The sequence below is a fragment of the Isoptericola sediminis genome, assembly GCF_013085345.1.
GTDB classification, from domain to species: Bacteria; Actinomycetota; Actinomycetes; order Actinomycetales; family Cellulomonadaceae; genus Isoptericola; species Isoptericola sediminis.
Genome location: NZ_JABFAJ010000024.1, coordinates 421,053 through 446,303 on the forward strand (window position 1 = coordinate 421,053; position 25,251 = coordinate 446,303).

Annotated in this window: 25 protein-coding genes; 23 read left to right on the plus strand and 2 right to left on the minus strand. The window is 73.8% G+C overall.

All coding sequences use genetic code 11. The features are described from left to right. Window positions 1–17 precede the first annotated feature (17 nt). From alaS to aroB, 7 genes are all read left to right on the plus strand, one after another. Window positions 18–2,714: an alanine--tRNA ligase gene (gene alaS, locus HLI28_RS14410; protein WP_171248230.1), complete on the plus strand. Its 2,697-nt coding sequence runs from the start codon at window positions 18–20 to the stop codon at window positions 2,712–2,714. Further along, window positions 2,707–3,213 carry a Holliday junction resolvase RuvX gene (ruvX, locus tag HLI28_RS14415; protein ID WP_171248231.1) on the plus strand — a complete coding sequence of 169 codons (507 nt, stop codon included), beginning with the start codon at window positions 2,707–2,709 and terminating at the stop codon, window positions 3,211–3,213. Before alaS ends, ruvX begins: the two co-directional genes overlap by 8 nt. 42 nt (window positions 3,214–3,255) lie before the next feature. Then, window positions 3,256–4,404 (plus strand): endolytic transglycosylase MltG, encoded by a 1,149-nt coding sequence (mltG, locus tag HLI28_RS14420; protein ID WP_171248232.1) that lies wholly within the window; start codon window positions 3,256–3,258, stop codon window positions 4,402–4,404. Continuing rightward, window positions 4,404–5,285 (plus strand): shikimate dehydrogenase, encoded by an 882-nt coding sequence (locus HLI28_RS14425; protein ID WP_171248233.1) that lies wholly within the window; start codon window positions 4,404–4,406, stop codon window positions 5,283–5,285. Before mltG ends, HLI28_RS14425 begins: the two co-directional genes overlap by 1 nt. A 76-nt stretch (window positions 5,286–5,361) precedes the next feature. Further along, window positions 5,362–6,579, plus strand: a complete 1,218-nt coding sequence (aroC, locus tag HLI28_RS14430; RefSeq protein ID WP_171248234.1) for a chorismate synthase — start codon at window positions 5,362–5,364, stop codon at window positions 6,577–6,579. Further along, window positions 6,576–7,103, plus strand: coding sequence for a shikimate kinase (locus tag HLI28_RS14435; RefSeq protein WP_171248235.1), 528 nt, complete (start codon window positions 6,576–6,578; stop codon window positions 7,101–7,103). Before aroC ends, HLI28_RS14435 begins: the two co-directional genes overlap by 4 nt. Further along, window positions 7,100–8,242, plus strand: a complete 1,143-nt coding sequence (gene aroB, locus HLI28_RS14440) for a 3-dehydroquinate synthase (protein WP_171248236.1) — start codon at window positions 7,100–7,102, stop codon at window positions 8,240–8,242. Before HLI28_RS14435 ends, aroB begins: the two co-directional genes overlap by 4 nt. Window positions 8,243–8,320: 78 nt before the next feature. On the opposite strand, the gene HLI28_RS14445 is transcribed toward aroB, so the two are convergent. After that, the gene (locus tag HLI28_RS14445; RefSeq protein ID WP_171248237.1) at window positions 8,321–9,127 is read right to left on the minus strand and encodes a glycerophosphodiester phosphodiesterase family protein; all 807 of its coding nucleotides are present in this window, start codon (window positions 9,125–9,127) and stop codon (window positions 8,321–8,323) included. Further along, window positions 9,124–10,083: an alpha/beta fold hydrolase gene (locus HLI28_RS14450; protein WP_171248238.1), complete on the minus strand. Its 960-nt coding sequence runs from the start codon at window positions 10,081–10,083 to the stop codon at window positions 9,124–9,126. Before HLI28_RS14450 ends, HLI28_RS14445 begins: the two co-directional genes overlap by 4 nt. Before the next feature lie 47 nt (window positions 10,084–10,130). Here HLI28_RS14450 and HLI28_RS14455 point away from each other — a divergent pair, with 47 nt between their 5' ends. From HLI28_RS14455 to pyrF, 16 genes are all read left to right on the plus strand, one after another. After that, a complete protein-coding gene (locus HLI28_RS14455; RefSeq protein WP_171248239.1) occupies window positions 10,131–11,006 on the plus strand; it encodes an oxygenase MpaB family protein in 876 nt (291 codons plus the stop codon). A 63-nt stretch (window positions 11,007–11,069) separates the two neighbouring features. Further along, a complete protein-coding gene (locus HLI28_RS14460) occupies window positions 11,070–12,449 on the plus strand; it encodes an MFS transporter (RefSeq protein WP_171248240.1) in 1,380 nt (459 codons plus the stop codon). An 80-nt stretch (window positions 12,450–12,529) separates the two neighbouring features. Further along, complete coding sequence (locus HLI28_RS14465; RefSeq protein ID WP_171248241.1) at window positions 12,530–12,895, plus strand: iron chaperone; 366 nt, start codon at window positions 12,530–12,532, stop codon at window positions 12,893–12,895. 6 nt (window positions 12,896–12,901) lie between these two features. Next, window positions 12,902–13,336: a TIGR03668 family PPOX class F420-dependent oxidoreductase gene (locus HLI28_RS14470; protein ID WP_171248242.1), complete on the plus strand. Its 435-nt coding sequence runs from the start codon at window positions 12,902–12,904 to the stop codon at window positions 13,334–13,336. A 32-nt stretch (window positions 13,337–13,368) separates the two neighbouring features. Next, window positions 13,369–13,824 (plus strand): type II 3-dehydroquinate dehydratase, encoded by a 456-nt coding sequence (locus tag HLI28_RS14475; protein ID WP_171248243.1) that lies wholly within the window; start codon window positions 13,369–13,371, stop codon window positions 13,822–13,824. 60 nt (window positions 13,825–13,884) lie between these two features. Further along, on the plus strand, window positions 13,885–14,565 hold the full coding sequence (locus HLI28_RS14480) for a hypothetical protein (protein ID WP_171248244.1): 681 nt from the start codon (window positions 13,885–13,887) through the stop codon (window positions 14,563–14,565). A gap of 4 nt (window positions 14,566–14,569) precedes the next feature. Next, the gene (locus HLI28_RS14485) at window positions 14,570–14,941 is read left to right on the plus strand and encodes a hypothetical protein (RefSeq protein ID WP_171248245.1); all 372 of its coding nucleotides are present in this window, start codon (window positions 14,570–14,572) and stop codon (window positions 14,939–14,941) included. A gap of 96 nt (window positions 14,942–15,037) precedes the next feature. Then, window positions 15,038–15,601, plus strand: coding sequence for an elongation factor P (efp, locus tag HLI28_RS14490; protein WP_171248246.1), 564 nt, complete (start codon window positions 15,038–15,040; stop codon window positions 15,599–15,601). 1 nt (window position 15,602) lies between these two features. Further along, window positions 15,603–16,019: a transcription antitermination factor NusB gene (gene nusB, locus HLI28_RS14495; RefSeq protein WP_171248247.1), complete on the plus strand. Its 417-nt coding sequence runs from the start codon at window positions 15,603–15,605 to the stop codon at window positions 16,017–16,019. Window positions 16,020–16,159: 140 nt separating this feature from the next. Beyond that, window positions 16,160–16,747, plus strand: coding sequence for a bifunctional pyr operon transcriptional regulator/uracil phosphoribosyltransferase PyrR (gene pyrR, locus HLI28_RS14500; RefSeq protein WP_171248342.1), 588 nt, complete (start codon window positions 16,160–16,162; stop codon window positions 16,745–16,747). Further along, window positions 16,744–17,733 (plus strand): aspartate carbamoyltransferase catalytic subunit, encoded by a 990-nt coding sequence (locus tag HLI28_RS14505; protein ID WP_171248248.1) that lies wholly within the window; start codon window positions 16,744–16,746, stop codon window positions 17,731–17,733. Before pyrR ends, HLI28_RS14505 begins: the two co-directional genes overlap by 4 nt. Next, entirely contained in the window at window positions 17,730–19,067 is a 1,338-nt protein-coding gene (locus tag HLI28_RS14510; protein ID WP_171248249.1) for a dihydroorotase, read from the plus strand. The genes HLI28_RS14505 and HLI28_RS14510 overlap by 4 nt, the downstream gene beginning before the upstream one ends. Continuing rightward, on the plus strand, window positions 19,064–19,618 hold the full coding sequence (locus HLI28_RS15655) for a PH-like domain-containing protein (protein WP_171248250.1): 555 nt from the start codon (window positions 19,064–19,066) through the stop codon (window positions 19,616–19,618). Before HLI28_RS14510 ends, HLI28_RS15655 begins: the two co-directional genes overlap by 4 nt. Continuing rightward, window positions 19,615–20,892, plus strand: a complete 1,278-nt coding sequence (carA, locus tag HLI28_RS14520; RefSeq protein WP_171248251.1) for a glutamine-hydrolyzing carbamoyl-phosphate synthase small subunit — start codon at window positions 19,615–19,617, stop codon at window positions 20,890–20,892. The genes HLI28_RS15655 and carA overlap by 4 nt, the downstream gene beginning before the upstream one ends. Then, on the plus strand, window positions 20,892–24,266 hold the full coding sequence (gene carB, locus HLI28_RS14525; protein WP_171248252.1) for a carbamoyl-phosphate synthase large subunit: 3,375 nt from the start codon (window positions 20,892–20,894) through the stop codon (window positions 24,264–24,266). Before carA ends, carB begins: the two co-directional genes overlap by 1 nt. Beyond that, the gene (pyrF, locus tag HLI28_RS14530) at window positions 24,263–25,132 is read left to right on the plus strand and encodes an orotidine-5'-phosphate decarboxylase (RefSeq protein ID WP_171248253.1); all 870 of its coding nucleotides are present in this window, start codon (window positions 24,263–24,265) and stop codon (window positions 25,130–25,132) included. Before carB ends, pyrF begins: the two co-directional genes overlap by 4 nt. The last annotated feature ends 119 nt before the right edge of the window (window positions 25,133–25,251 follow it).

A 25,251-nucleotide genomic window follows, 5' to 3' on the forward strand; every position in this document is an offset into this window, starting at 1 on the left:
CTCTGACGAAGGACACCATGCGCACCGCCGACATCCGCCAGCGTTGGCTGGACTACTTCCGCTCGAAGGACCACGAGATCGTCCCGAGCGTCCCGCTGGTCTCGCCGGACCCGTCGATCCTCTTCACGATCGCCGGCATGGTGCCGTTCATCCCGTACATCCTCGGCACCGAGAAGGCGCCCTGGCCCCGGGCCGCCAGCGTGCAGAAGTGCATCCGCACCAACGACATCGAGAACGTCGGGCGCACGACGCGGCACGGCACGTTCTTCCAGATGAACGGCAACTTCTCGTTCGGCGACTACTTCAAGCGCGAGGCCATCGACTTCGCGTGGGAGCTGCTGACGACCGAGCAGGGCGCCGGTGGCTACGGCTTCGACGGCGACCGCATGTGGGTCACCATCTGGGAGCAGGACACCGAGGCCTACGACGCCCTGACGAAGGGCATCGGCCTGGACCCGAAGCACGTCGTGCGGCTGCCGCGCGAGGAGAACTTCTGGGACACGGGCCAGCCCGGCCCGGCCGGCCCCTGCGCCGAGTGGCACTACGACCGCGGTCCGGCCTACGGACCCGAGGCCGAGGGCGGGACGGTGGACCCGGGCGGCGACCGGTACCTGGAGATCTGGAACCTCGTCTTCGACGAGTTCGTCCGCGGTGAGGGACAGGGCAAGAGCTACCCGCTGCTGGGCGAGCTCGACCACAAGAGCATCGACACCGGCGCCGGGCTCGAGCGCATCGCCTACCTCCTCCAGGGCAAGGAGAACCTCTACGAGATCGACGAGGTCTACCCCGTCATCGCCACGGTTGAGGAGATGACCGGCAAGCGCTACGGCGCGAACCTCGAGGACGACGTGCGCATGCGCGTCGTCGCGGACCACGTGCGTTCGGCGCTGATGGTCATCGGCGACGGCGTCCGCCCCGCGAACGAGGGTCGCGGCTACGTGCTGCGGCGCCTCATCCGCCGCGCGGTGCGCGCGGTGCGCCTGCTCGGCGTCGACGAGCAGGCACTGCCCGCCCTGCTGCCGGTCTCCAAGGACGCGATGAAGGCGTCCTACCCCGAGCTCGAGACGGACTTCGGGCGCATCGCCGACGTCGCCTACGGCGAGGAGGACGCCTTCCGGCGCACGCTCGCCTCCGGCACGACGATCCTGGACACCGCGGTGCAGCGCGCCAAGAAGACCTCCGAGGGCGGTCCGGTCGTCCTCGGCGGGGCCGAGGCCTTCCAGCTGCACGACACCTACGGGTTCCCGATCGACCTGACCCTCGAGATGGCCGCCGAGCAGGGCGTCCGGGTCGACGAGAAGGCGTTCCGCGACCTCATGGCGGAGCAGAAGCAGCGGGCGCGCGCCGACGCGCTGGCGAAGAAGACCGGCCACGGGGACCTGCGGGCCTACGAGGAGCTGTCCAAGAGGCTCTCGGCCCCCGTCGAGTTCCTCGGGTACTCCGACCACCAGGCCTCGGTGCACGTCGAGGGGCTGCTCGTGGACGGTGCGTCCGCGCCGGCCGCCACGGCCCCCGCGGACGTCGAGGTCGTCCTGGACCGGACGCCGTTCTACGCCGAGGCCGGTGGCCAGCTCGCGGACCAGGGCACCATCACGCTGGACTCCGGCGCCACGATCGAGGTCGACGACGTGCAGCGTCCCGTGGCGGGGCTGTCCGTGCACCGCGGCCGTCTGGTGGAGGGCACCGTGGCGCTCGGCGACCCCGGGACCGCCACGATCGACGCCGGTCGGCGCGTGGCCATCAGTCGGGCGCACTCGGCGACGCACATGATCCACAAGGCGCTGCACGAGATGGTCGGTGAGGACCGGACCCAGGCCGGGTCGGAGAACGCGCCGAGCCGGGTCCGGTTCGACTTCCGCTCGCCCACGGCCGTCTCGGCCGCCCAGCTCAGCGAGATCGAGGAGCGGGTCAACGAGCGGCTCACGGAGAACCTCGAGGTCACCGACGCCGTCATGCCGCTGTCCCGGGCCAAGGAGCTGGGCGCGATGGCGCTCTTCGGGGAGAAGTACGGCGAGAACGTCCGGGTCGTCTCCATCGGCGGCGAGTGGTCGCGCGAGCTGTGCGGCGGCACGCACGTCGGCGCGACCGGCGAGGTCGGTCGGGTGGCGCTGCTCGGGGAGTCGTCCATCGGCTCGGGGGTGCGCCGTGTGGACGCGCTGGTCGGCGCCGGCGCCTACGGCTTCCACGCGAAGGAGCACGCGCTGGTCGGTCAGCTGACCGGCATGCTCAACGCGCGGCCCGAGGAGCTGACCGACCGGGTGGGTTCGCTCATGAGCCGCCTGCGGGACACCGAGAAGGAGCTCGCCACCCTGCGTCAGGGACAGCTGCTGGCGCAGGCCGCGACGCTGGCCGCCGAGGCGTCCCGCGAAGGCGACGTGCGGGTCGTCGCGCACGACGCCGGGGAGGTCGGCTCCGCGGACGACCTGCGCACGCTCGCGCTGGACGTCCGGGGCCGGCTCGGCGAGTCGGACGCCGCTGTCGTCGCGGTCGCCGGGGAGTCGAACGGTCGTCCGCTCGTCGTCGTCGCCACCAACGCGGCGGCGCGGGACGCCGGCCTGCGGGCCGGGGACTTCGTCAAGACCGCTGCCCGGACCCTCGGCGGCGGGGGCGGCGGCAAGCCGGACCTCGCCCAGGGCGGCGGCTCCGACGTCGGGGCGGTCCCGGCGGCGCTCGACGGCGTCCGGGCCCAGGTGCGCGAGGCCGCCGGTGCCTGACGCGCTGCCGCGTGGTGCCCGGCTCGGCGTCGACGTCGGCAGGGCCCGGATCGGCCTGGCGGGTTCCGACCCGGACGGGCTGGTCGCCACGCCGGTCGAGACCGTGGCCCGCGTGCTGCCGGTGCCGCCCGGCACGGACGGCGCGCCGGGGCCGACGGCGGACGTCGCGCGGATCGCTGCGGAGGTCGCCGAGCGGTCGGCCGCCGTGGTCTACGTCGGCCTGCCCCGGCACCTGTCGGGGAACGAGGGGGCCGCGACCACGGACGCCCGGGAGTTCGCGGGCCGACTGGCCGCCGCGGTCGGTCCGGTGCCGGTCCGCTTGGTGGACGAACGGATGACGACGGTGACGGCCCATGCCCAGCTCCGGGCCGCGGGCAAGAAGACGGCCAAGCACCGCCCTGTCATCGACCAAGCCGCAGCCGTTATCATTCTGCAACACGCACTCGAGGCGGAGCGGACCACGGGGGACCGGGTCGGCGAGCTGGTCGAGGTGGCGTGAGAGCATGTCCAGTGACCGTTCCATGAGAAGGATGTTTCCGGCGTGACGGATCTCTTCGAGACCACCACCGTCCAGCGGCACGCCTCGCCGTCGCGGGGACGCTCAGCGGCGAGCAAGCGCGCGGCGCGCAAGCGCAGGCGCCAGCGGCAGCGTCGCACGGCCGTCATTCTCGTGGTGCTGCTCGGCGTCCTCGGCGTCGGCGGCTACTTCCTCGTGGACCGGCTCGGCAGCTCCCTGTCCGGGTTCGACCTGTTCGACTCCGCACCCGAGGACTACGCCGGACCCGGTGTCGACCCGGTGCAGGTCAAGATCCCCGAGGGCGCCACGGGCGCGATGATGGGGTCGGCGCTCGTGGAGGCCGACGTCGTCGCCAGCGTGGGCGCGTTCAACGCGGCGTTCGACGCCACGCCGGGTGCGTCCGGCATCCAGCCGGGCACCTACGAGCTGTACACCCAGATGCGCGCGGCCGACGCGGTCGAGGCGCTGGTCGCGAACGAGAAGGTCGAGACCAACGTGACCATCCCCGAGGGGTTCACGGTCGAGCAGGTCGTCGACAAGATCGCCTCCGTCACCCCCATCACGCAGGACGAGCTGGCCGAGGCCCTGGACTCGCCCAAGAAGATCGGGCTGCCCGGCGAGGCCGACGGCGACGCCGAGGGCTGGCTGTTCCCGAAGACGTACGCCGTCCAGCCGGGGGACACGGCCGTCGACCTGCTGTCGACGATGATCGACCAGACCAAGGCCGAGCTCGACTCGCTGGGCGTGGCCAAGGGCGATCGGCAGAACGTGCTCATCAAGGCGTCGCTCGTCGAGCGTGAGGCCCGGGCCGACGAGGACCGTCCGAAGATGGCTCGGGCCATCGAGAATCGTCTGGACATCGGCCAGCGTCTGCAGATCGATGCGGCGGTCGCCTACGGTCTCGGGATCCCTGGCACCGAGCTGACCCGGGACGACACCAACGATCCGAGCAACCCGTACAACACGTACCAGCACGCCGGCCTCCCGCCGGGGCCGATCGCGAACCCCGGAGCCGCGTCGGTCGAGGCCGTGGCGAACCCGCCGGAGGGTGACTGGATCTTCTGGGTCGCGGTCAATCTCGACACGGGCGAGACCAAGTTCGCCGAGACGTTCGAGGAGCACCAGCAGAACGTCGCGGAGCTGCGCGCCTGGGAAGCGGAGAACGGCTACTGATGGCAGCGGTGAGGCGCGCGGCCGTCGTGGGACACCCGGTCGCGCACTCGCTCTCGCCGACCCTGCACACGGCGGCCTACGAGGCCCTCGGGCTCGAGGGGTGGCAGTACTCCGCGATCGACACGACCGTGGAGCAGCTGCCCGAGGTCGTGCGCGGTCTGGACCTCGCCTGGGCGGGGCTGAGCGTCACGATGCCGCTCAAGCACGCGGTGATGGGGTTGGTCGACCACGTCGACCCGCTGGCGCAGGTGGTCGGTGCCGTCAACACGGTGCTCGTCGCCCCGACCAGGACCGGTGTGTCCCTCACCGGGACCAACACCGACGTGCACGGGCTGGTGCAGGCGGTCTGCGAGGGGCTGACCGAGCGGCACGGCACCCGTGACGTGCCGGTGCGCGACGCCGTCGTGCTCGGCGGGGGAGCGACCGCGGCGTCCACGCTGGCCGCCCTCGGCGAGCTGGGCTGCACGGCGCCGCTGGTGCTCGTGCGTGACCTCGGGCGGACCGGGCCGTTGCAGGAGGCCGCCGCACGGATGGGCGTCACGCCGCGGTACGAGGTGCTCGACACCGCGACGGTCCCCGACGTGCTCGCCGACGCCGACGTCGTGGTCTCGACCATGCCCGCCCGCGCCGCGGACCCGGTCGCCGCGTCGCTCCGATCGCGGGAGACGGCCGTCGACGGCGTGCTGCTCGACGTGGTCTACGACCCGCGTCCGACCGCCGTGTCCCAGGCGTGGGCGGTGACCGGCGGGACCGTCGTCGGCGGGGAGCGCATGCTGCTGCACCAGGCGGTGGAGCAGGTGCGCCTGATGACCGGTCGCCCCGGGCCCGTCGAGGCCATGGACGCCGCGCTGCAGCGAGCGCTCGGAGCCCCGACGGGCTGAGCACGACCGCCCGGGGTGACGTCCGCCATCCGACCGTCGACGTCGGTCGCCCCGCGGGCGTGACAGAATCGCGAGCATGCTGCGCTGGTTGACCTCCGGGGAGTCGCACGGTCAGGCCCTGGTGGGCCTGATGGACGGACTGCCCGCCGGGGTGGAGATTCTCACCTCCGACATCCAGGACGCCCTCGCCCGGCGCCGCCTCGGCTACGGCCGCGGCGCCCGGATGAAGTTCGAGAAGGACGAGGTCCGCGTCCTGGGCGGGTTGCGCCACGGCGTGACCCAGGGCGGTCCGCTGTCGATCGAGATCGCGAACACCGAGTGGCCCAAGTGGGTCGACGTGATGTCCGCCGACCCCGTGCCGCGCGAGGCGCTGCTGCGCGACGCCGGCACCGGCGACGAGCGCGAGATCGCCCGTAACCGGCCGCTGACCCGCCCGCGCCCCGGCCACGCCGACCTGGTGGGCATGCGCAAGTACGGGTTCGACGACGCCCGGCCGGTCCTGGAGCGGGCCAGTGCCCGGGAGACCGCGACACGGGTGGCGCTGGGCACCGCCGCGGCCAAGTTCCTCGAGCAGGCGCTCGGCGTGCGGCTGGTCAGCCACGTGACCGCCATCGGGACCGTCGAGGTCCCCGAGGACGCCGACCTGCCCACGCCCGACGACGTCGCCGCGCTGGACGCCGATCCGGTGCGTTGTTTCCACGGCCCCACGAGCGAGGCGATGGTCGCGGAGATCGACGCCTGCCGCAAGGACGGCGACACCCTCGGCGGCGTCGTCGAGGTGCTCGCCTACGACGTCCCGACCGGCCTCGGCACCTACACCCACTCCGACCGCCGCCTCGACGCTCGTCTCGCCGCCGCCCTCATGGGGATCCAGGCGATCAAGGGCGTGGGCGTGGGCGACGGCTTCCGCACGGCCCGCCGGCGCGGGTCGGCGGCGCACGACGAGATCGAGCGGGACGCCGACGGCCGGATCGTGCGCCGGTCCAACCGGGCCGGCGGTATCGAGGGCGGCATGACCAACGGCGAGGTGCTGCGGGTCTCGGCGGCGATGAAGCCCATCTCCACCGTGCCCCGCGCCCTGGCGACCGTCGACGTCGCCACCGGCGAGGAGGTCACCGCCCACCACCAGCGATCCGACGTGTGCGCGGTGCCGCCGGCCGCCGTCGTCGCCGAGGCGATGGTCGCCCTGGAGCTCGCGCAGGTCGCCCTGGAGAAGTTCGGCGGCGACTCGGTCGCCGAGGTGCGGCGCAACGCCGAGGCCTACCTGGCGTCGATCCCCGAGCTGCTGCGATGACGGCGACGCGACCGCGGGTGGTGCTCACGGGCCCGCCCGGCAGCGGCAAGACCACGGTCGGCAGGATCCTCGCCGAGCGCCTGGGCGTCGCGTTCCGGGACACCGACGCCGACGTCGAGCGCACGGCCGGCAAGGCGGTGGCCGACATCTTCGTCGACGACGGCGAGCCCCGGTTCCGCGAGCTCGAGCGCGAGGCCGTCACCACGGCCCTCGCCACCCACGACGGCGTCCTGGCCCTGGGCGGCGGTGCCGTCATGGACCAGCACACCCAGAGCGCCCTGACGGGGTACGCGGCCGACGGGGGGACCGTCGTGTTCCTCGACGTCTCCCTGGCGCAGGCGGCCCCGCGGGTCGGGTTCAACCGGTCGCGCCCGCTGCTGGTGGGCAACCCCCGCGGCCGCTGGGCCGAGCTGATGCAGGCGCGCCGCCCCACCTACGAACGACTGGCGACCACGGTGGTGGTGTCCGACGAGCGCACCGCCGCCCAGGTCGCCGACGAGATCCTTCAGGAGGTCCGCCCATGACGGTCCGCGTGACCGTGCCCGGCGACAAGCCCTACGACGTCGTCGTGGGCCGCCACCTGCTCGGGGAGATCCCGACCCTGCTCGGGGAGGGGGTGCGCCGCGTCCTGGTGATGCACCCGGCCTCGCTGCAGGCCACCGGCGACGCCGTGCGCGAGGACCTCGCCGCGCAGGGGTACGAGGCGTTCGCCGCCGAGCTCCCCGACGCCGAGGAGCAGAAGACGGCGCAGGTCGCGGCCTTCTGCTGGCAGGTCATGGGCCAGGCCGACTTCACCCGCTCGGACGCGATCGTCGCGGTCGGTGGCGGTGCGACGACGGACCTGGCCGGGTTCGTCGCGGCCACCTGGCTGCGCGGGATCCGGGTCGTGCACGTGCCGACCACGCTGCTCGCCATGGTCGACGCGGCCGTCGGGGGCAAGACGGGCATCAACACCGCCGAGGGCAAGAACCTCGTCGGCGCGTTCCACCCGCCGGCCGGCGTGCTGTGCGACCTGGCCGCGCTGGAGTCGCTGGAGCGGTGGGACCTCGTGGCCGGCATGGCCGAGGTCGTCAAGACGGGCTTCATCGCCGACGAGCGGATCCTGGAGCTGGTCGAGGAGCACGCCGACGCGATCCGTGAGTGGGCCGGGCGGGACACCGCCGAGGAGACGTGGGACGTCCTGACCGAGCTCATCGAGCGGTCGGTCCGCGTCAAGGCGCGCGTCGTGGGGGAGGACCTCACCGAGCAGGGCCTGCGCGAGATCCTCAACTACGGGCACACCCTGGGCCACGCGATCGAGCTGGTCGAGCGCTACCAGCTGCGCCACGGCGCCGCCGTGGCCGTGGGCATGGTGTTCGCCGCCGAGCTGGGACGCCTCGGCGGCAAGCTGGACGACGCCGTCGTCGACCGGCACCGCGAGATCCTCACGGCCCTCGGCCTGCCGACGACCTACCGCGGCGACCGCTGGGACCAGCTCCTGGCCGCGATGCGCCGGGACAAGAAGGCCCGGGGCGACCTGCTGCGCTTCGTCGTCCTGGACGACGTCGCCAAGCCGGTGCGGCTCGAGGGGCCGGACCCGACGGTGCTCGCGGCGGCCTACGCGGAGATCTCCAAGGAGCCGCCGTCGGGCAACCCGGGGGTCACCGTCCAGCTCGGCGCCTGACCCCCCGCCCGTTGTGGGCATGAAGAATGCGGGTTCCCGCTGCCGGGACCCGCATTCTTCATGCCCACAACGGGTCGGTCAGGACCAGAGGCCCCGCTCGCGCAGGACGTCGCGCAGCAGGTCGGCGCGGTCGGTGACGATGCCGTCGACGTTGAGGTCGAGCAGCCGGCGCATCTCGTCCGGGTCGTTGATGGTCCAGACGTGCACGTGCCGACCCGCGCGGTGCGCCGCGGCCACCGTGGCGGCGTCCACCACCGTGACGCCGCCCTGCGCGGGCGGCACCTGCAGGGCGTCGACGTCGCGCAGCGCCCGCTGCACGAGACCGGGGACCCGCAGCCGGGCCCCGGTGAGGAACCCGAGCACCTCGCTCGTGCCCGCGCTGGTGGCCACCGGCCGGGACATCCTCGCCAGCGTGCGCCGGCGCCGGCCCGGGGAGAACGAGGTGACGCAGACCCGGTCGTGGCTCGCGGTGCGCTCGATCGCCTCGGCCACGGGCTCGATGCTCGAGTCTCCCTTGACGTCGATGTTGACCCGCAGGTCCGGCCAGGTGCCCAGCAGGTCGTCCAGCCGGGGCACGGGCTCCTGCCCGCCGATCCGGGCGCGCGACACCTGGTCCCAGGTCTGGTCGGCCACCTCGCCGCTGCCGTCGGTGGTGCGGTCCAGCGAGGAGTCGTGCAGCGCGACGGCGACGCCGTCGCGGGTGCCGTGCGCGTCGGTCTCGACGTAGCCGAAGCCGAGGTCGACGGCCGCCTCGAACGCGGCCATCGAGTTCTCCAGGTTCTCGTCCCCGTGGGAGAAGCCCCGGTGCGCCAGCGCGACCACCTGCCGGCCGGGGGTGCCGGGGCGCGGGTCGAGGTACGGGTGGGTGCTGCGGTGCTCGTTCATGGCTTCGACCCTGTCACGACGTCGTCGATCCAGCCCGTCAGGCCGGTGAGGTACCGCAGGCGGGGCTCCTCGCGGGACAGCAGCAGGTCGTGCACCCCGCCCGGCACGGTCAGGGTGTCTACCCGATCGCCCAGGCGCGGTGCCAGCCGGGCGATCTGCGCGACGTCGAGCACCGTGTCCTGGACGTCGAGGTCGGGGTTGGTCGCCACGTCCGGACCGGAGCGGTCCGAGCGTGCCACCAGCACCGGGACGTCGATCGCCAGCCCTCGCGCCACGCGAGCCTGGCCGCGGCGCACCGCGCGCAGCCACCCGGCACGGACCGGCTGACCCTCGGGCCTCTTGTAGCGCACGTCGAAGTCCCACCGGCCGCCGTTCGTCGCGAGCTGGTGCGTGGCGTACACGGACGGGGTCGTCGACAGCACCGCCGTCGGCGACCACGGTCCGACGGCGTCCAGCACCCAGGTGCCCAGGGTGCGCTGCAGCCACGAGGCGTGCAGGTCGAGGAACGGGCTGTCCAGCGCGAGGGCGTCGACGTCGCCCCGGCCCCGGTGGGCGTGCGCCCACAGCGCCGCCAGCAGCCCGCCGGTCGAGTGCGCGTGCAGGACGAGCGGGACGCCGTGCGCGGCCGCCCGGGCGGCGTGCACCGCGGCCGTGAGCGCGGGGCCGTGCTCGCGCAGGTCGGTGACGAAGTGCGGGATCTGGTCGGCGCGCAGCGAGCGTCCCGCGCCCGGCAGGTCGACGCCCAGCAGGGCGACGCCCTGCGCCTCGAGCGCCCGGGCGAAGTGGTCCTGGAAGAAGTAGTCGTTGTAGCCGTGCAGGTGCAGCACCACGGCGCGCGGACGCGGGGGAGCCGTGGCCGAGCGCACCAGCGTGCCCCCGCCGACCGGCGTGCTCTCGAACGGCCCGCCCAGCAGCTCGTCCGGCCGCCAGGTGGTCGCCACGGTGTCGTCGCGCACACCGGCAACCTACCGGAGCATCCCCGGACCTGGCGCAGAATGGGTCCGTGCGATCCCCGTTGCGCCATCTCCAGCGCCGCGCCGGCCGGCAGCTCTTCGAACAGGTCTCCGGCGGCAGCGCCGGGCGTGCCGCGCGCGAACGCATCCACACGAGCCCCGGGCCGCGCTGGTTCGCCGACGACTCCGCCATCGCCCGCGTGCACGGCGACGCCTCCATGTTCGTCGGCGGGGTCCGCGCCCTGCTGCTGCAGTCGCTGCACCCCCTGGCCATGGCGGCCGTGGCGGACCACTCCGGCTACCGGGGCGACCCGTGGGGCCGGCTGGGCCGCACCAGCACGTTCCTCGCCGAGACCACCTTCGCCACCGCGGACGACGCCCAGCGGGCGGTCGACGTCGTCCGGGCCGTGCACGCGCGCGTCGCAGGCGTCGCGCCCGACGGGCGCCCCTACGCGGCCGACGACCCGTGGCTGCTGCGCTGGGTGCACGTCGCCGAGGTCGACAGCTTCCTCGGCGCCCACCAGCGGTACGGCCGTCGCCCGCTCGACGGCGCCGGGTGCGACGCCTACCTCGCCGAGACCGCGACCGTCGCCGAGCGGCTCGGCGCGGACCGGCCACCACGCTCCCGGACCGAGCTGCGCAAGGCCCTGGACGAGTACCGCGACGAGCTCGCCGCCACGGACGCCTCGCGCGACGTCGCCCGGTTCCTGCTCGCCGAACCCCCGCTGCCGTGGACGGCCCGCGGCCCCTACGTCCTGCTCGCTGCGGCCTCCTACGGGGCGCTGCCCCGGTGGGCCCAGGAGCTGACCCCGGCCCCGTGGCCGCTGCGCGGTGAGCCCGCGCCCGTCCGGGCGGGCGGGCACCTGGCCACGCGCGCGATCCGGTGGGCGCTCGCGGGAGACCCGCCGCCCCGCCGACCCGCCTGAGATCCGCACCCCGAGCGCGCGGGGCTACCCGCCACCCCTCGGGATGCGCCAGACTCACCGACCATGAGCGACACGACACCGACGACGTCGTCGGGCCACGACGACGCCTCCGCCACCTTCGCCACGCTGCCGCCCACCGAGCGGCGGCGTCGCGTGGTGGCGTGGGCCCTGTGGGACTGGGCCACCCAGCCGTTCAACACGGTGATCGTCACCTTCGTCTTCACCGCCCTGTACCTGACCAGCGACGCCTTCCTGGAGCCGTCCGTGGCGGCGCTGGGCGCGGACGACCCGGCCCGGGAGAGCGCCCTGGCCACGCTCTCCAGCGGGCTGGGCGCCTGGATCACCGCCGGCGGGGTGCTGGTGGCGCTGCTCGCACCGGTGCTGGGCCGCCGAGCCGACGTGGCCGGCCGCCGCAAGGCCTGGCTCGCCGGGGGCACGGTCGTGCTCGTCGTGGCGATGTTCGGTCTCGGCCTCGTGCGGGCGGAGCCGGCGTACTTCGCGCTCGGGGCCGCGCTCGTGTCGCTGGGCAGCGTGGCGGGGGAGATCGCCGGGGTGAACTACAACGCGATGCTCACGCAGGTCTCGACGCCGTCCACCGTGGGTCGCGTCTCCGGGCTGGGCTGGGGCCTGGGCTACATGGGCGGGATCGTCGCGCTCGTCCTGGTGGTCGTGGCCAGCAGCGCGGACTTCTTCGGGATGGACACCTCGGACGGCTGGGGCTACCGGGCGATCGCGATCGGGTGCGGGTTGTGGGCCGTCGCCTTCGCCTGGCCGCTCTTCCGCCGGGTGCCCGAGGCCCCGCCGGCCGCGGACAGGCCCCGGGTGGGGTTCTTCGCCGGCTATGTCGAGCTGTGGTGGGACGTCGTCGACCTGTGGCGGACCGCGCGCACGACCTTCTGGTTCCTGCTGGCCAGCGCCGTCTACCGCGACGGGCTGGCCGGCGTGTTCACCTTCGGCGCGATCGTCGCGGCCGTGTCCTACCGCTTCGGCGACAACGACGTGATGATCTTCGGCATCGCGGCGAACCTCATCGCCGGCGTGAGCACCATGGCCGCGGGACTCTTCGACGACCGGTTGGGGCCGCGCACGGTGATCCTGTGGTCGCTGGCCGCCCTGGTGCTGTGCGGCACGGCGATCGTCGCGCTGTACCCCCTGGGGGCTCCGGTGTTCTGGGTCGCCGGGCTCGCCCTGACGGCGTTCGTCGGGCCCGCGCAGTCCGCCTCCCGGTCGTTCCTGGCGCGGGTCACGCCCGCGGGCCGGGAGTCGGAGGTGTTCGGGCTGTACGCCACCACGGGCCGCGCCGTCTCCTTCCTGACCCCGGCGTTGTGGACCGCCGTCATCGCCCTGACCGGTGCGACGATCTGGGGCACGCTCGCGATCGTCGTCGTCCTGCTCGCCGGGCTGGTGCTCATGCTCGTGGTCACCGATCCCGCCGAGCGCTGACCTCTCCTCGTGACCTGCCCACGGGACCTGCCGGTGCGACCCGCTGGCGAGGTACCCGGGACGCCCGCAGCATGGGTCGCATGGGGCAGGTGACCGCGTACGTGGCCGGCCTGGACGAGCCCGACCGGTCCGCGGTGGCCGACGTCGTCGCCCGGGCGCGCCGGCTCGTGCCCGAGGCCACCGAGGGTGTCGGCTACGGCATGCCGGCGCTGCGGTACCGGGACAGCCCGCTGCTCGCCGTCGTCGCCCGGGCGCACCACGTCGGTGTCTATCCGTTCAGCCCGGCGGCGATCGTGGCGCTCGCCGACCGGCTGGCCGACTTCCGGGTGACGAAGGGGTCGATCGCGTTCCAGCCCGACCATCCGCTGCCCGGCGAGGTCGTGGACCGGCTGGTGACGCTGCGCCGTGAGGAGATCGACGCCCTCCGGACGCGCCGGCCGGTGTAGACGCCCGTGCCGGCCCTCGACGCGGCCACCTGCCGCCACCGGTTCGCCGCGGCACGTCACGCGGTGCTCGCCACCTCCGCCGACGACGTGCCGCACCTGGTGCCGGTGACGTTCGCCGTGGTTCCCGCGCTGGAGGGCGGCCCGGACCGGGTCGACGTGGTGACCGCCGTCGACCACAAGCCCAAGCGGACGAGCGACCTGCGCCGGCTGCGCAACCTGCGGGCCAACCCGCGGGCGGCGCTGCTGGTCGACGTCTACGACGACGACTGGGACCGGCTGTGGTGGGTCCGGGCGGACGTCCGCGCCCGGTCGGACGACGCCGGCCGCGAGGCCGCACTGGACGCGCTGGCCGCCCGGTACGCGCCGTACCGACGCGCGCGACCGTCCGGTCCGGTGGTCCGGCTCGCCGTGGAGCGCTGGCGCGGGTGGTCGGCCCGGTGACCGGGCGGGGGAGTGCTGGCTAGGCTCGGGACATGACCGACACACCGCGCGTGATGATCCTCAACGGCCCGAACCTCGGCCGGCTCGGCGTGCGCGAGCCGGAGATCTACGGCCACGCGTCGATGGCGGACCTGCGTGAGGTCGCCGACGACTGGGGTGCGCGGCTCGGTCTGGACGTGGAGGTGCGCCAGACCGACGACGAGGCGCAGATCGTGGGCTGGCTGCACGAGGCCGTGGACTCGCGGTCGCACGTCGTCCTCAACCCTGCAGCCTTCACCCACTACAGCTATGCGCTGCGGGACGCCGCGGCCCAGGTGACGACGTCGTCGTTGCTGCTGGTCGAGGTGCACCTGTCCAACCCGGCGGCGCGGGAGTCGTTCCGGCACTACTCGGTGGTCGCCGGTATCGCGACGGGGACCGTGGCCGGGTTCGGCTTCGACTCCTACCGCCTGGCGCTCGAGGCGATCTCTCACAAGCTCTCGCACTAGATCACCGCATATCAAGTCCTGTTGCTTGATCAGACACCATCAAGTCTCTATGCTTGATGCATGATCGTGCTGACGGTGGACCAGCGGGACAGCACCACCCGGGGTGACCTCGTGCCGGAGGTGCTCGCGCTGCTGCGCACCCGCACGGGCGGCGAGCGGCCCGGCGTGCGCCTCGGGTTCGACCGGACGGTCGGCGACGAGGTGCAGGGTGTGCTGGACGGCGACGACGGTGCCCGGCTCGCCGTCGAGATCGTCGCCGACCTCCTGCGCGACGGGGGCTGGTCGGTCGGCGTCGGCGTCGGGGCCGTGCAGGATCCGTTGCCGGCCGCCTCGCGCGCCGCGTCCGGCCCGGCGTTCGTCCGGGCGCGCGAGGCGGTCGAGGACGCCAAGCGGCGCGGCAGCGTCGTGCCGCTCGCCGTCGTCGGTGCCACGGACGAGCCGGGAGCAACGATCGCCGCGGACGCCCAGTCGCTGCTCCGGCTGCTGGGCGCCGTCGCGGCGCGTCGGTCCCCGGCCGGCTGGGAGGCCGTCGATACCCTCGGCGAGCAGGAGGCGTCGGCGGCGCCGCAACGGGCGACGGCGGAGGTCCTGGGCGTGAGCGAGCAGGCGGTCAGCCAACGGCTGCGCACCGCCCTGTGGGCCGAGGAGCTGGCGGTGCGTCCCCTGGCCGCGCGGCTGCTGCGGGCGGCCGACGTGGCGGCGTGCGCCGCGGACGGACCCGGCGGACCGGGGGAGGAGTGAGGCGATGATCTGGTGGGCCGTCGGGCTGTGGGTGGTCACCCTCGCCCTGAGCGTCGGGGGCGGTGCCTGGCTGGTGCCCCTCGTGCTGCGGCACGCCGAGTCCCGGGCCGGGGCGCGGGCGCAGGCCGAGGCGCTGGCCGTGCTCGGCAACGGCACGTGGATCGGTCTGCTCGAGCGGTTCGCGATCACCGGCACCGTCCTGGCCGGCTACCCGGAGGGGGTCGCCGTCGTCGTCGCCGTCAAGGCGCTGGGCCGGCTGCCGGAGCTGCGCGAGCACCCCGTGGCGGGGGAGCGGTTCGTCGTGGGCAGCCTCGCCTCGTTGGTGTGGGCGGGGTCGCTCGGGGTGGCCGGGCAGGCGCTGCTGTCGTCCCTGTAGACTGTCCCGGGCCGTTCTGCCGCCGGGATGCCGACATCCCGCCGGGGCGACCGGCCGACCATCCTTTCCCGAGACCTGTCGAGGACGAACAACACCGTGGCTACCTCCAACGACATCAAGAACGGCACCGTGCTGCGCATCGACGGCCAGCTCTGGTCCGTTCTCGAGTTCCAGCACGTCAAGCCGGGCAAGGGTGGCGCGTTCGTCCGCACCAAGCTGAAGAACGTGCTCTCGGGCAAGGTGGTCGACAAGACGTTCAACGCCGGCGCGAAGGTCGAGACGGCCAACGTGGACCGCCGCGACTACCAGTACCTGTACATGGACGGCGAGGACTTCGTCTTCATGGACACCGACACCTACGACCAGATCCCGGTCTCCACGACCGTCGTGGGCGGCGCGAAGGACTACATGCTCGAGGGCATGAGCGTCATGGTCGCCATGAACGAGGGCGTCCCCCTCTACGTCGAGCTGCCCCCGTCGGTCGTGCTGGAGATCACCTACACCGAGCCGGGCCTGCAGGGCGACCGCTCCACCGGCGGCACGAAGCCGGCCACCCTGGAGACCGGCGCCGAGGTCCAGGTCCCCCTGTTCCTCGACCAGGGCACCAAGGTCAAGGTCGACACCCGTGACGGGTCGTACCTCGGCCGCGTGAACGACTGACGTGGGCGCACGGACCAAGGCGCGCAAGCGCGCCGCCGACATCCTCTTCGAGTCGGAGCAGCGCGCGATGGACCCGCTCGTGCTGCTCGCCGACCGGGTGATCGAGCCGCACGCCGAGGCGAGCGTGCCGCAGTACACCGTCGAGCTCGTCGAGGGCGTCGTCGCCCACCGCGAGCGGATCGACGAGCTGCTCGAGACCTACTCGCGCGACTGGACGCTGGCGCGCATGCCCGCCGTCGACCGGTCGCTGCTGCGGGTGGGTGCCTACGAGCTGCTGTACAACGACGACGTGCCCGACGCCGTGGCCGTCGACGAGGCGGTGGACCTGGCGGGCCAGCTGTCCACCGACGAGTCGCCGAGCTTCGTCAACGGCGTCCTCGGGCGGCTGATGGAGATCAAGCCGACCCTGCTCGACTGACGGCGCGGGCCGCCGGGCGTCCACCGTGCGGACGCCCGGCGCCCGGCGCCGAGGTTCCGGGTTAGGCTTGCCCGGAACAGACCCCCTTTAATGCCGTCCCGTGAGGCGGAGAAGGAGTCCCGTTGAGCCCTGGCCCTGCGATGCCCGCAGACCCCACACCGGACGGCACGACCGTCCTCGGCGCGAGCGACGTCTCCCGCGCCCTCACCCGCATCGCCCACGAGATCGTCGAACGCGCCAAAGGCGCCGACGACGTGGTGCTGCTCGGCATCCCGACCCGCGGGGTGACCCTCGCCCACCGGCTCGCCGAGCGGCTGGCCGGCATCGAACCGGCCTTCGACCCCGCCGCGAGCACCGGCGAGCTCGACGTCACGATGTACCGCGACGACCTGCGTCGCCAGCCCACCCGCGCCGTCGGCGTCACCCGCCTGCCGCAGGCGGGGATCGAGGGGCGCACGGTCGTGCTCGTCGACGACGTGCTCTACTCCGGCCGGACCATCCGCGCCGCGCTGGACGCCCTCGGCGACCTGGGCCGCCCGCGGGCGGTCCGCCTGGCCTGCCTGGTCGACCGCGGGCACCGCGAGCTGCCCATCCGCCCGGACTTCGTGGGCAAGAACCTGCCGACCTCCACCTCGGAGCGTGTCCGCGTGCTGCTCTCCGAGGTCGACGGGGTCGAGGACGCCGTGGTCATCTCCGGCCGCGAGCACGGCGAGGGGGGTGCGCGATGAAGCACCTGCTCTCGACCGCCGACCTGAGCAAGGACGAGGCGGTGCTGCTGCTGGACACCGCGGCGCAGATGGCCGCGACCCAGTCCCGCGAGATCAAGAAGCTGCCCACCCTGCGCGGGCGCACCGTGGTCAACCTCTTCTTCGAGGACTCCACCCGCACCCGGATCTCCTTCGAGACCGCCGCCAAGCGGCTGTCCGCCGACGTCATCAACTTCTCCGCCAAGGGGTCGAGCGTCTCCAAGGGCGAGTCCCTCAAGGACACGGCCCTGACGCTGCACGCCATGGGCGCCGACGCCGTCGTGGTGCGGCACTGGGCCTCCGGCGCCCCCTACCAGCTCGCGCACGCCGGCTGGCTGGACGCGGGCGTGCTCAACGCGGGCGACGGCACGCACCAGCACCCCACCCAGGCGCTGCTGGACGCGTACACGATCCGGCGGCACCTCGTGGGTCTCCGCGGCGGCGCGGGCGAGGGCGTCGGTGCCGACCTGGCAGGCCTGAAGGTCGCCATCGTCGGCGACGTGCTGCACTCCCGGGTCGCGCGGGCCAACGTGGCGCTGCTGCACACGCTCGGCGCCGAGGTGACCCTGGTCGCCCCGCCCACTCTCGTCCCCGTCGGGGTGGAGACGTGGCCGTGCGCCGTGTCCTACCACCTCGACCAGACCCTGGCGGAGTTCCAGCCGGACGCCGTCATGATGCTGCGCGTCCAGCGCGAACGGATGTCGGGCGGCGCCGGCGGGTTCTTCCCGAGCCCGCTGGAGTACACCCGCTACTACGGCCTGGACGCCCGGCGCCTGGCGCGGCTGGCCGACCACGCGATCGTGCTGCACCCCGGCCCGATGAACCGGGGGCTGGAGATCTCGGCGGAGGCCGCCGACTCCGACCGCGCCGTCATCGTCGAGCAGGTCGCCAACGGCGTCGCCGTGCGGATGGCGGCCCTCTACCTGCTGATGGCCGGGGAGGACTCGGCAGAAGGGAACGACCTGTGAGCCAGCAGTCCACCACCTACGTCCTGCGCGGGGCACGTCCGCTGGGCGGGGAACCCGCCGACGTCGTGCTGCGCGACGGCGTGGTCGCCGAGATCACCGCGGCCGGCGCGGCCGACACCTCCGGGGCGGAGGTCGTCGAGGCCGACGGGCAGGTCCTGCTGCCCGGGCTGGTCGACCTGCACACGCACCTGCGCGAACCCGGTCGCGAGGACGCCGAGACCGTCGCCTCGGGGACCCGGGCCGCCGCGGCCGGCGGCTTCACCGCCGTGCACGCGATGGCGAACACCTCGCCCGTGGCCGACACGGCCGGTGTCGTGGAGCAGGTCCACCGTCTCGGCCAGGAGGCCGGATGGGTCGACGTGCACCCCGTCGGGGCCGTGACGGTGGGTCTCGACGGCGAGCGTCTCGCCGAGCTGGGGGCCATGGCCGACTCCGCGGCCCACGTGCGGGTCTTCTCCGACGACGGCAGGTGTGTCGCGGACCCCGTGCTCATGCGGCGCGCGCTGGAGTACGTCAAGGCGTTCGACGGCGTCGTCGCCCAGCACGCCCAGGAGCCCCGCCTGACCGAGGGCGCCCAGATGAACGAGGGCGTCGTCTCCGGCGAGATCGGCCTGACCGGATGGCCCGCCGTCGCCGAGGAGGCGATCATCGCCCGCGACGTGCTCCTCGCCGAGCACGTCGGCTCGCGGCTGCACGTGTGCCACCTGTCCACCGCCGGGTCGGTGGAGATCGTGCGCTGGGCCAAGTCCCGGGGCATCGACGTCACCGCCGAGGTCACCCCGCACCACCTGCTGCTCACAGACGACCTGGCGCGCAGCTACGACCCCACGTTCAAGGTGAACCCGCCCCTGCGCACCGCGGCCGACGTCGAGGCCGTGCGCGAGGGCCTGGCCGACGGCACGATCGACATCGTGGCCACCGACCACGCCCCGCACACCCGCGAGGACAAGGACTGCGAGTGGGGCGCCGCCGCGTTCGGCATGACCGGCCTGGAGACCGCGCTGAGCGTGGTGCAGGAGACGATGGTCGACACCGGGCGGCTGACCTGGGCGGACGTCGCCCGGGTGCTGTCGGCCGCCCCCGCGCGGATCGGCCGGGTCGACACCGGACCGGCCGCCCAGGGTCGACCGGTCGCCGTCGGCGAGCCCGCCAACCTCACCCTCGTCGACCCGGCGGCCCGCCGGACGGTCGACGGTGCCGCGCAGGTCACCGCGAGCGGCAACACGCCGTTCCGCGGGCGCACCCTGCCCGGAGAGGTCCGCGCGACGTTCCTGCGCGGCCGGGCGACCGTGCTCGACGGCACGCCGGTCGCGGTGGGGGAGGCGGTCCGATGAACCTGCCGCTGCCCGTCGCCGTCGGGATCTGGGTCGTCGTCGGCCTCGTCCTGCTGCTGCTCGTCCTCACCGGCCGCCGCCGGCTGGCCACCCGCACCCGGCACCTGGTGCCCGCCCCGCCCGAGCCGCCCCTGACCGAGGGAGAGCTCGGCGAGCTGGTCGTCGGCCCGGTGGAGGCCGTCTACGTCTCCAGCACCCTGCACGGGGACTGGTTGGCCAGGATCGGTGCTCATGGACTGGGCGACCGGTCCCACGCCGAGGTCACCGTGTACGCGGGCGGCGTCGTGGTCGACCGCGACGCCGCCCGGCCTCTGCTCCTACCCGCTGACGCGCTGCGCGCCGCCGGGACCGCGCCGGGCATGGCCGGCAAGTACGTCGGGCGCGACGGCCTCGTCGTGCTCACCTGGCAGGTGCCGGCCGACGGCACCGTCGAGGCCACCACCGTCGACACGGGGCTGCGCACCCGCCACCGGGCCGACCACGACCGGCTCCTGGCCGCCGTGCGGCCCCTGATCTCCCCGACCACGCCGAGCCCGAAGGATCCGCAGTGAGCACCACCACCAGCACCGAACCGGCGGTCCTCGTCCTCGAGGACGGCACCGTCGCCCGCGGCACCGCCTACGGCGCCCGGGGCGCCACCGTCGGCGAGATCGTGTTCTCCACCGGCATGACCGGCTACCAGGAGACCCTCACCGACCCCTCCTACCACCGCCAGATCGTCGTGATGACCGCGCCGCACATCGGCAACACCGGCATCAACGCCGACGACCCCGAGTCGCACCGCATCTGGGTCGCCGGCTACGTCCTGCGCGACCCCGCCCGCCGGCACTCGAGCTGGCGGGCCACCGGCAGCCTCGACGAGGAGCTGGCGTCCCAGGACGTCGTCAGCATCGCCGGCGTCGACACCCGGTTCCTCACGCGCCACCTGCGCGAGCTCGGCGTCATGCGCGCCGGCATCTTCTCCGGCGACGCGCTGTTCACCGACGGCGTCGAGCGGGACGTCGCGGACCTCGTGGCGGAGGTGCGGGCCGCCCCGCCCATGGCCGGCGCGGACCTCGCCCGCGAGGTGTCGACCGCCGAGACCTACACGGTCGAGCCCGCCGGCGACTTCGCCGGGGCCGACCCCGTCGCCACCGTGGTGGCCGTCGACCTCGGCATCAAGGCGATGACGCCCGCGCGTCTCGCCGAACGCGGCGTGCGCGTGCACGTGGTGCCCCAGTCGGCGACCTTCGAGGACGTCGTCGCGCTGCTGCCCGAGGACGGCCCGTCCGGCGTCTTCTTCTCCAACGGCCCGGGCGACCCTGCCGCCGCGACGGCCGAGGTCGACCTGCTGCGCCGGGTGCTCGACCGCCGGATCCCGTTCTTCGGCATCTGCTTCGGCAACCAGCTCTTCGGCCGGGCGCTGGGCTACGGCACCTACAAGCTCGGCTACGGCCACCGCGGCATCAACCAGCCCGTCCTGGACCGCACCACGGACAAGGTGGAGGTCACGGCCCACAACCACGGGTTCGCCGTGGACGCCCCGGTCGAGGCGGTCAGCACCGCCCCGCACGACGACGAGCGCGACGACGACACCCGCTACGGGCGCGTCATCGTCTCCCACGTCGGGCTCAACGACCGGGTCGTCGAGGGCCTGACCGCCCTGGACCTGCCGGCGTTCTCCGTCCAGTACCACCCCGAGGCCGCCGCCGGACCGCACGACAGCGCCTACCTGTTCGACCGCTTCGTCGAGCTCATGACCACCCGCCGGCCCGTGCACGTCCCCGACGCAGCGCTCACGGCGCTGACCGCACCGGGCACCACCACCGGCGAGAAGGAGAACTGATGCCCCGCCGTTCCGACCTCTCCTCCGTCCTGGTCATCGGGTCCGGCCCGATCGTCATCGGCCAGGCCTGCGAGTTCGACTACTCCGGCACCCAGGCGTGCCGTGTGCTGAAGGAGGAGGGCCTGCGCGTCGTGCTGGTCAACTCCAACCCGGCCACGATCATGACCGACCCGGAGTTCGCCGACGCCACCTACGTCGAGCCGATCACCCGCGAGGTGCTCACCTCCATCATCGCCAAGGAGCGACCCGACGCCCTGCTGCCCACCCTCGGCGGGCAGACGGCCCTCAACGCCGCCATCGAGCTGCACGAGGCCGGGGTGCTGGAGGAGTACGGCGTCGAGCTCATCGGCGCGAACATCCCGGCCATCCGCAAGGGCGAGGACCGCGAGGAGTTCAAGGAGGTCGTCGAGGTCTGCGGCGGCGAGTCCGCCCGCTCGCGCATCATCCACTCCGTCGACGGTGCGCTCGAGGCCGCCGAGGACCTCGGCTACCCGATGGTGGTGCGGCCGTCCTTCACCATGGGCGGGCTCGGGTCGGGCCTCGCCTACGACGAGGCGGACCTGCGCCGCATCGTGAGCCAGGGCCTGCACTACTCCCCGGTGACCGAGGTGCTCCTGGAGGAGTCGATCCTCGGCTGGAAGGAGTACGAGCTGGAGCTCATGCGCGACAAGAACGACAACGTCGTGGTCGTGTGCTCCATCGAGAACGTCGACCCGGTCGGCGTGCACACCGGCGACTCGGTGACCGTCGCCCCGGCGATGACCCTCACCGACCGCGAGTACCAGACGCTGCGCGACATCGGCATCGCGGTCATCCGCGAGGTGGGCGTGGACACCGGCGGCTGCAACATCCAGTTCGCGGTCGAGCCCGACACGGGGCGCGTCGTCGTCATCGAGATGAACCCGCGGGTGTCGCGCTCGTCGGCGCTGGCCTCCAAGGCCACCGGGTTCCCGATCGCGAAGATCGCCGCCAAGCTCGCCGTCGGCTACACGCTCGACGAGATCCCCAACGACATCACGCAGGTCACCCCGGCCAGCTTCGAGCCGACGCTCGACTACGTCGTGGTCAAGGTGCCGCGGTTCGCCTTCGAGAAGTTCCCGGCGGCGGACGACACCCTCACCACCACGATGAAGTCCGTGGGCGAGGCCATGGCCCTGGGCCGCAACTTCACCGAGGCTCTCGGCAAGGCGCTGCGCAGCATCGACAAGGGCGGCGTCGACTTCCACTGGACCGGCGAGGCGCCGTCCGGCGACGAGCTGGCCGAGCTCCTCACCGCGATCCGCACGCCCACCGAGCAGCGCCTGGTCGGCGTCCAGCAGGCCCTGCGCGCCGTCGAGGCGGGGCACGCCACGCTCGAGCAGGTCTTCGACGCGACCAAGATCGACCCGTGGTTCCTCGACCAGATCCTGCTGGTCAACGAGGTCGCCGCCGAGGTGGCCGGCGCGCCGAACCTCACCGCGGACCTCCTGCGGCTCGCCAAGCGCCACGGGCTGTCCGACGTCCAGGTCGCCGCGCTGCGGTCCATGGGGCCCGGGGGAGCGGCCGGTGTGCGCGAGGCGCGGCACGCCCTGGGCGTGCGGCCGGTGTACAAGACGGTGGACACCTGCGCCGCGGAGTTCGCCGCGCGCACGCCGTACCACTACTCGTCCTACGACACCGAGACCGAGGTCTCCCCGCGCGAGCGGGAGGCCGTCATCATCCTCGGTTCCGGACCCAACCGGATCGGCCAGGGCATCGAGTTCGACTACTCGTGCGTGCACGCCGCCCTGACCCTGAAGGACACCTACGAGACCGTCATGGTCAACTGCAACCCCGAGACGGTCTCGACGGACTACGACACCTCGGACCGGCTGTACTTCGAGCCGCTGACCTTCGAGGACGTCCTGGAGGTCTACGAGGCCGAGCTCGCCGCGGGGCCGGTCAAGGGCATCATCGTCCAGCTCGGCGGCCAGACCCCGCTGTCCCTGGCGCAGCGCCTGTCCGACGCCGGTCTGCCGGTCCTGGGCACGACGCCCGAGGCCATCGACGCGGCCGAGGACCGCGGCCTGTTCGGCGAGGTGCTCGCCCAGGCCGGCCTCCCGGCCCCGGCGTTCGGCACCGCGCGGTCCCTGGGCGAGGCCCGGGACGTCGCGGACCGCATCGGCTACCCGGTGCTGGTGCGCCCGTCCTACGTGCTCGGCGGCCGCGGCATGGAGATCGTCTACTCCTCGGACCAGCTCACCGGGTACGTCGAGCGCGCCCTGGAGGAGGCCGCGGCGCACGCCGTGACCTCCCGTGCCCCCGGCGTCCTGCCCGCCCCGCTGCTCATCGACCGCTTCCTGGACGACGCGATGGAGATCGACGTCGACGCGCTGTTCGACGGCGAGGAGCTGTTCCTCGGCGGCGTCATGGAGCACATCGAGGAGGCGGGCATCCACTCCGGCGACTCGGCGTGCGTGCTGCCCCCGGTCTCGCTCAGCGAGGCCGAGATCGAGCGCATCCGCCGGTCCACCGAGGCGATCGCCCGGGGCGTGGGGGTGCGCGGGCTGCTCAACGTCCAGTACGCGCTGGTCTCGGACGTGCTGTACGTGCTGGAGGCCAACCCGCGCGCCTCGCGGACCGTGCCGTTCGTCTCCAAGGCCACGGGCGCCTCGCTGGCCAAGGCCGCGGCGCGCATCATGGTCGGCGAGTCGATCGCCGACCTGCGCGCCGAGGGCGTCCTGCCCGCCACCGGCGACGGCGGCAGCCTGGACCTGGGCGCACCGCTGGCCGTCAAGGAGGCCGTGCTGCCGTTCAAGCGCTTCCGCACCGCCGAGGGGCACGTCGTGGACACCGTGCTCGGTCCGGAGATGCGGTCGACCGGTGAGGTGATGGGGTTCGACAAGGACTTCCCGCACGCCTTCGCCAAGTCGCAGGCCGCCGCCTACGGGGGCCTGCCCACCGGGGGCACCGTGTTCGTCTCGGTGGCCGACCGGGACAAGCGCTCGATCGTCTTCCCCGTGCTGCGGCTGGCGGAGATCGGCTTCGAGGTGCTGGCCACGGCCGGCACCGCCCAGGTGCTGGCCCGCAACGGCATCGCGGCCACGACCGTGCGCAAGTACTCCCAGGGCGAGGGCGCGGACGGTGAGCCGACCGTCGTCGACCTCATCAACGACGGCAAGGTCGACCTGGTGGTGAACTCGCCGTCCGGGCAGGGCGCGCGCGCCGACGGGTACGAGATCCGGGCGGCCACGACGGCCGCGGACAAGCCCATGGTCACCACGGTCGACCAGCTCGCCGCGGCGGTGCAGGGGATCGAGGCCGTGCGCGGCGGCCCGTTCGACGTCGGCAGCCTGCAGGAGCACACCGCCGCGACCGTGGCGCGTCGCGAGGCCGCCGTCCGGGCGGACGCGTGACCGCGCCGGCAGGTCCGGTGCCGTTCGGGGCCCGGCTGGCCGGGGCCATGGACGACCACGGCCCGCTCTGCGTGGGCATCGACCCGCACGCGGCGCTGCTGGAGGCCTGGTCCCTGCCCGACGACGCCACCGGTGTGCGCGAGTTCGGCCTGCGTGTCGTCGAGGTGCTCGGCGGCCGGGTGGCGGCCCTGAAGCCGCAGGTGGCGTTCTTCGAGCGGCACGGCTCGCGGGGGCTGGCGGCCCTGGAGGACGTCCTGGCCGCCGCCCGCGCGGCGGGCACCCTGACGGTCGTCGACGCCAAGCGCGGCGACATCGGCTCCACGATGGCCGGCTACGCCGAGGCGTTCCTCGCCGACGGCTCGCCCCTGGCGGGCGACGCCGTCACCCTGACCCCCTACCTCGGCTTCGGCTCCCTGCGGCCGGCGCTGGACCTGGCGTCCGGGACGGGGCGCGGCGTCTTCGTGCTGTGCCTGACCTCCAACCCGGAGGGCGCGCGGGTGCAGCACGCGGTCGCCGCCGACGGGCGCAGCGTCGCCGCGTCGGTCGCGGCCGAGGCGGCGGCCCTGAACGCCGACGCCGAACCGCTGGGGTCGGTCGGCCTGGTGGTCGGGGCGACCGTGGGGGACGCGGTGCGCGCGACCGGGACGGACCTGTCGGCCGTCAACGGTCCGCTGCTGGCCCCGGGGGTCGGGGCGCAGGGCGCGGGGGAGCGCGAGCTGGCCGCCGTGTTCGGCGCCGCGCGAGGCCAGGTCCTGGCCTCGTCGTCGCGGGGCGTGCTGGCCGCCGGACCCGACGCCGGCGCCCTGCGCGGTGCTGCCGCGGCGGCCGTCGCCGAGGTGTCCGCGGCGCTGCGTCCGGCGCGCTGACCGGCCGGGACGTCCCGGCCGCGTCCGGTTGTCCCCGGTTCGGGACGAATGTCGACGGTCGGCCGAGGTGGGTTTTCCCACAGGGGCCCCCAGCGATTGCCGCTCCCGCAGGTCGTGGC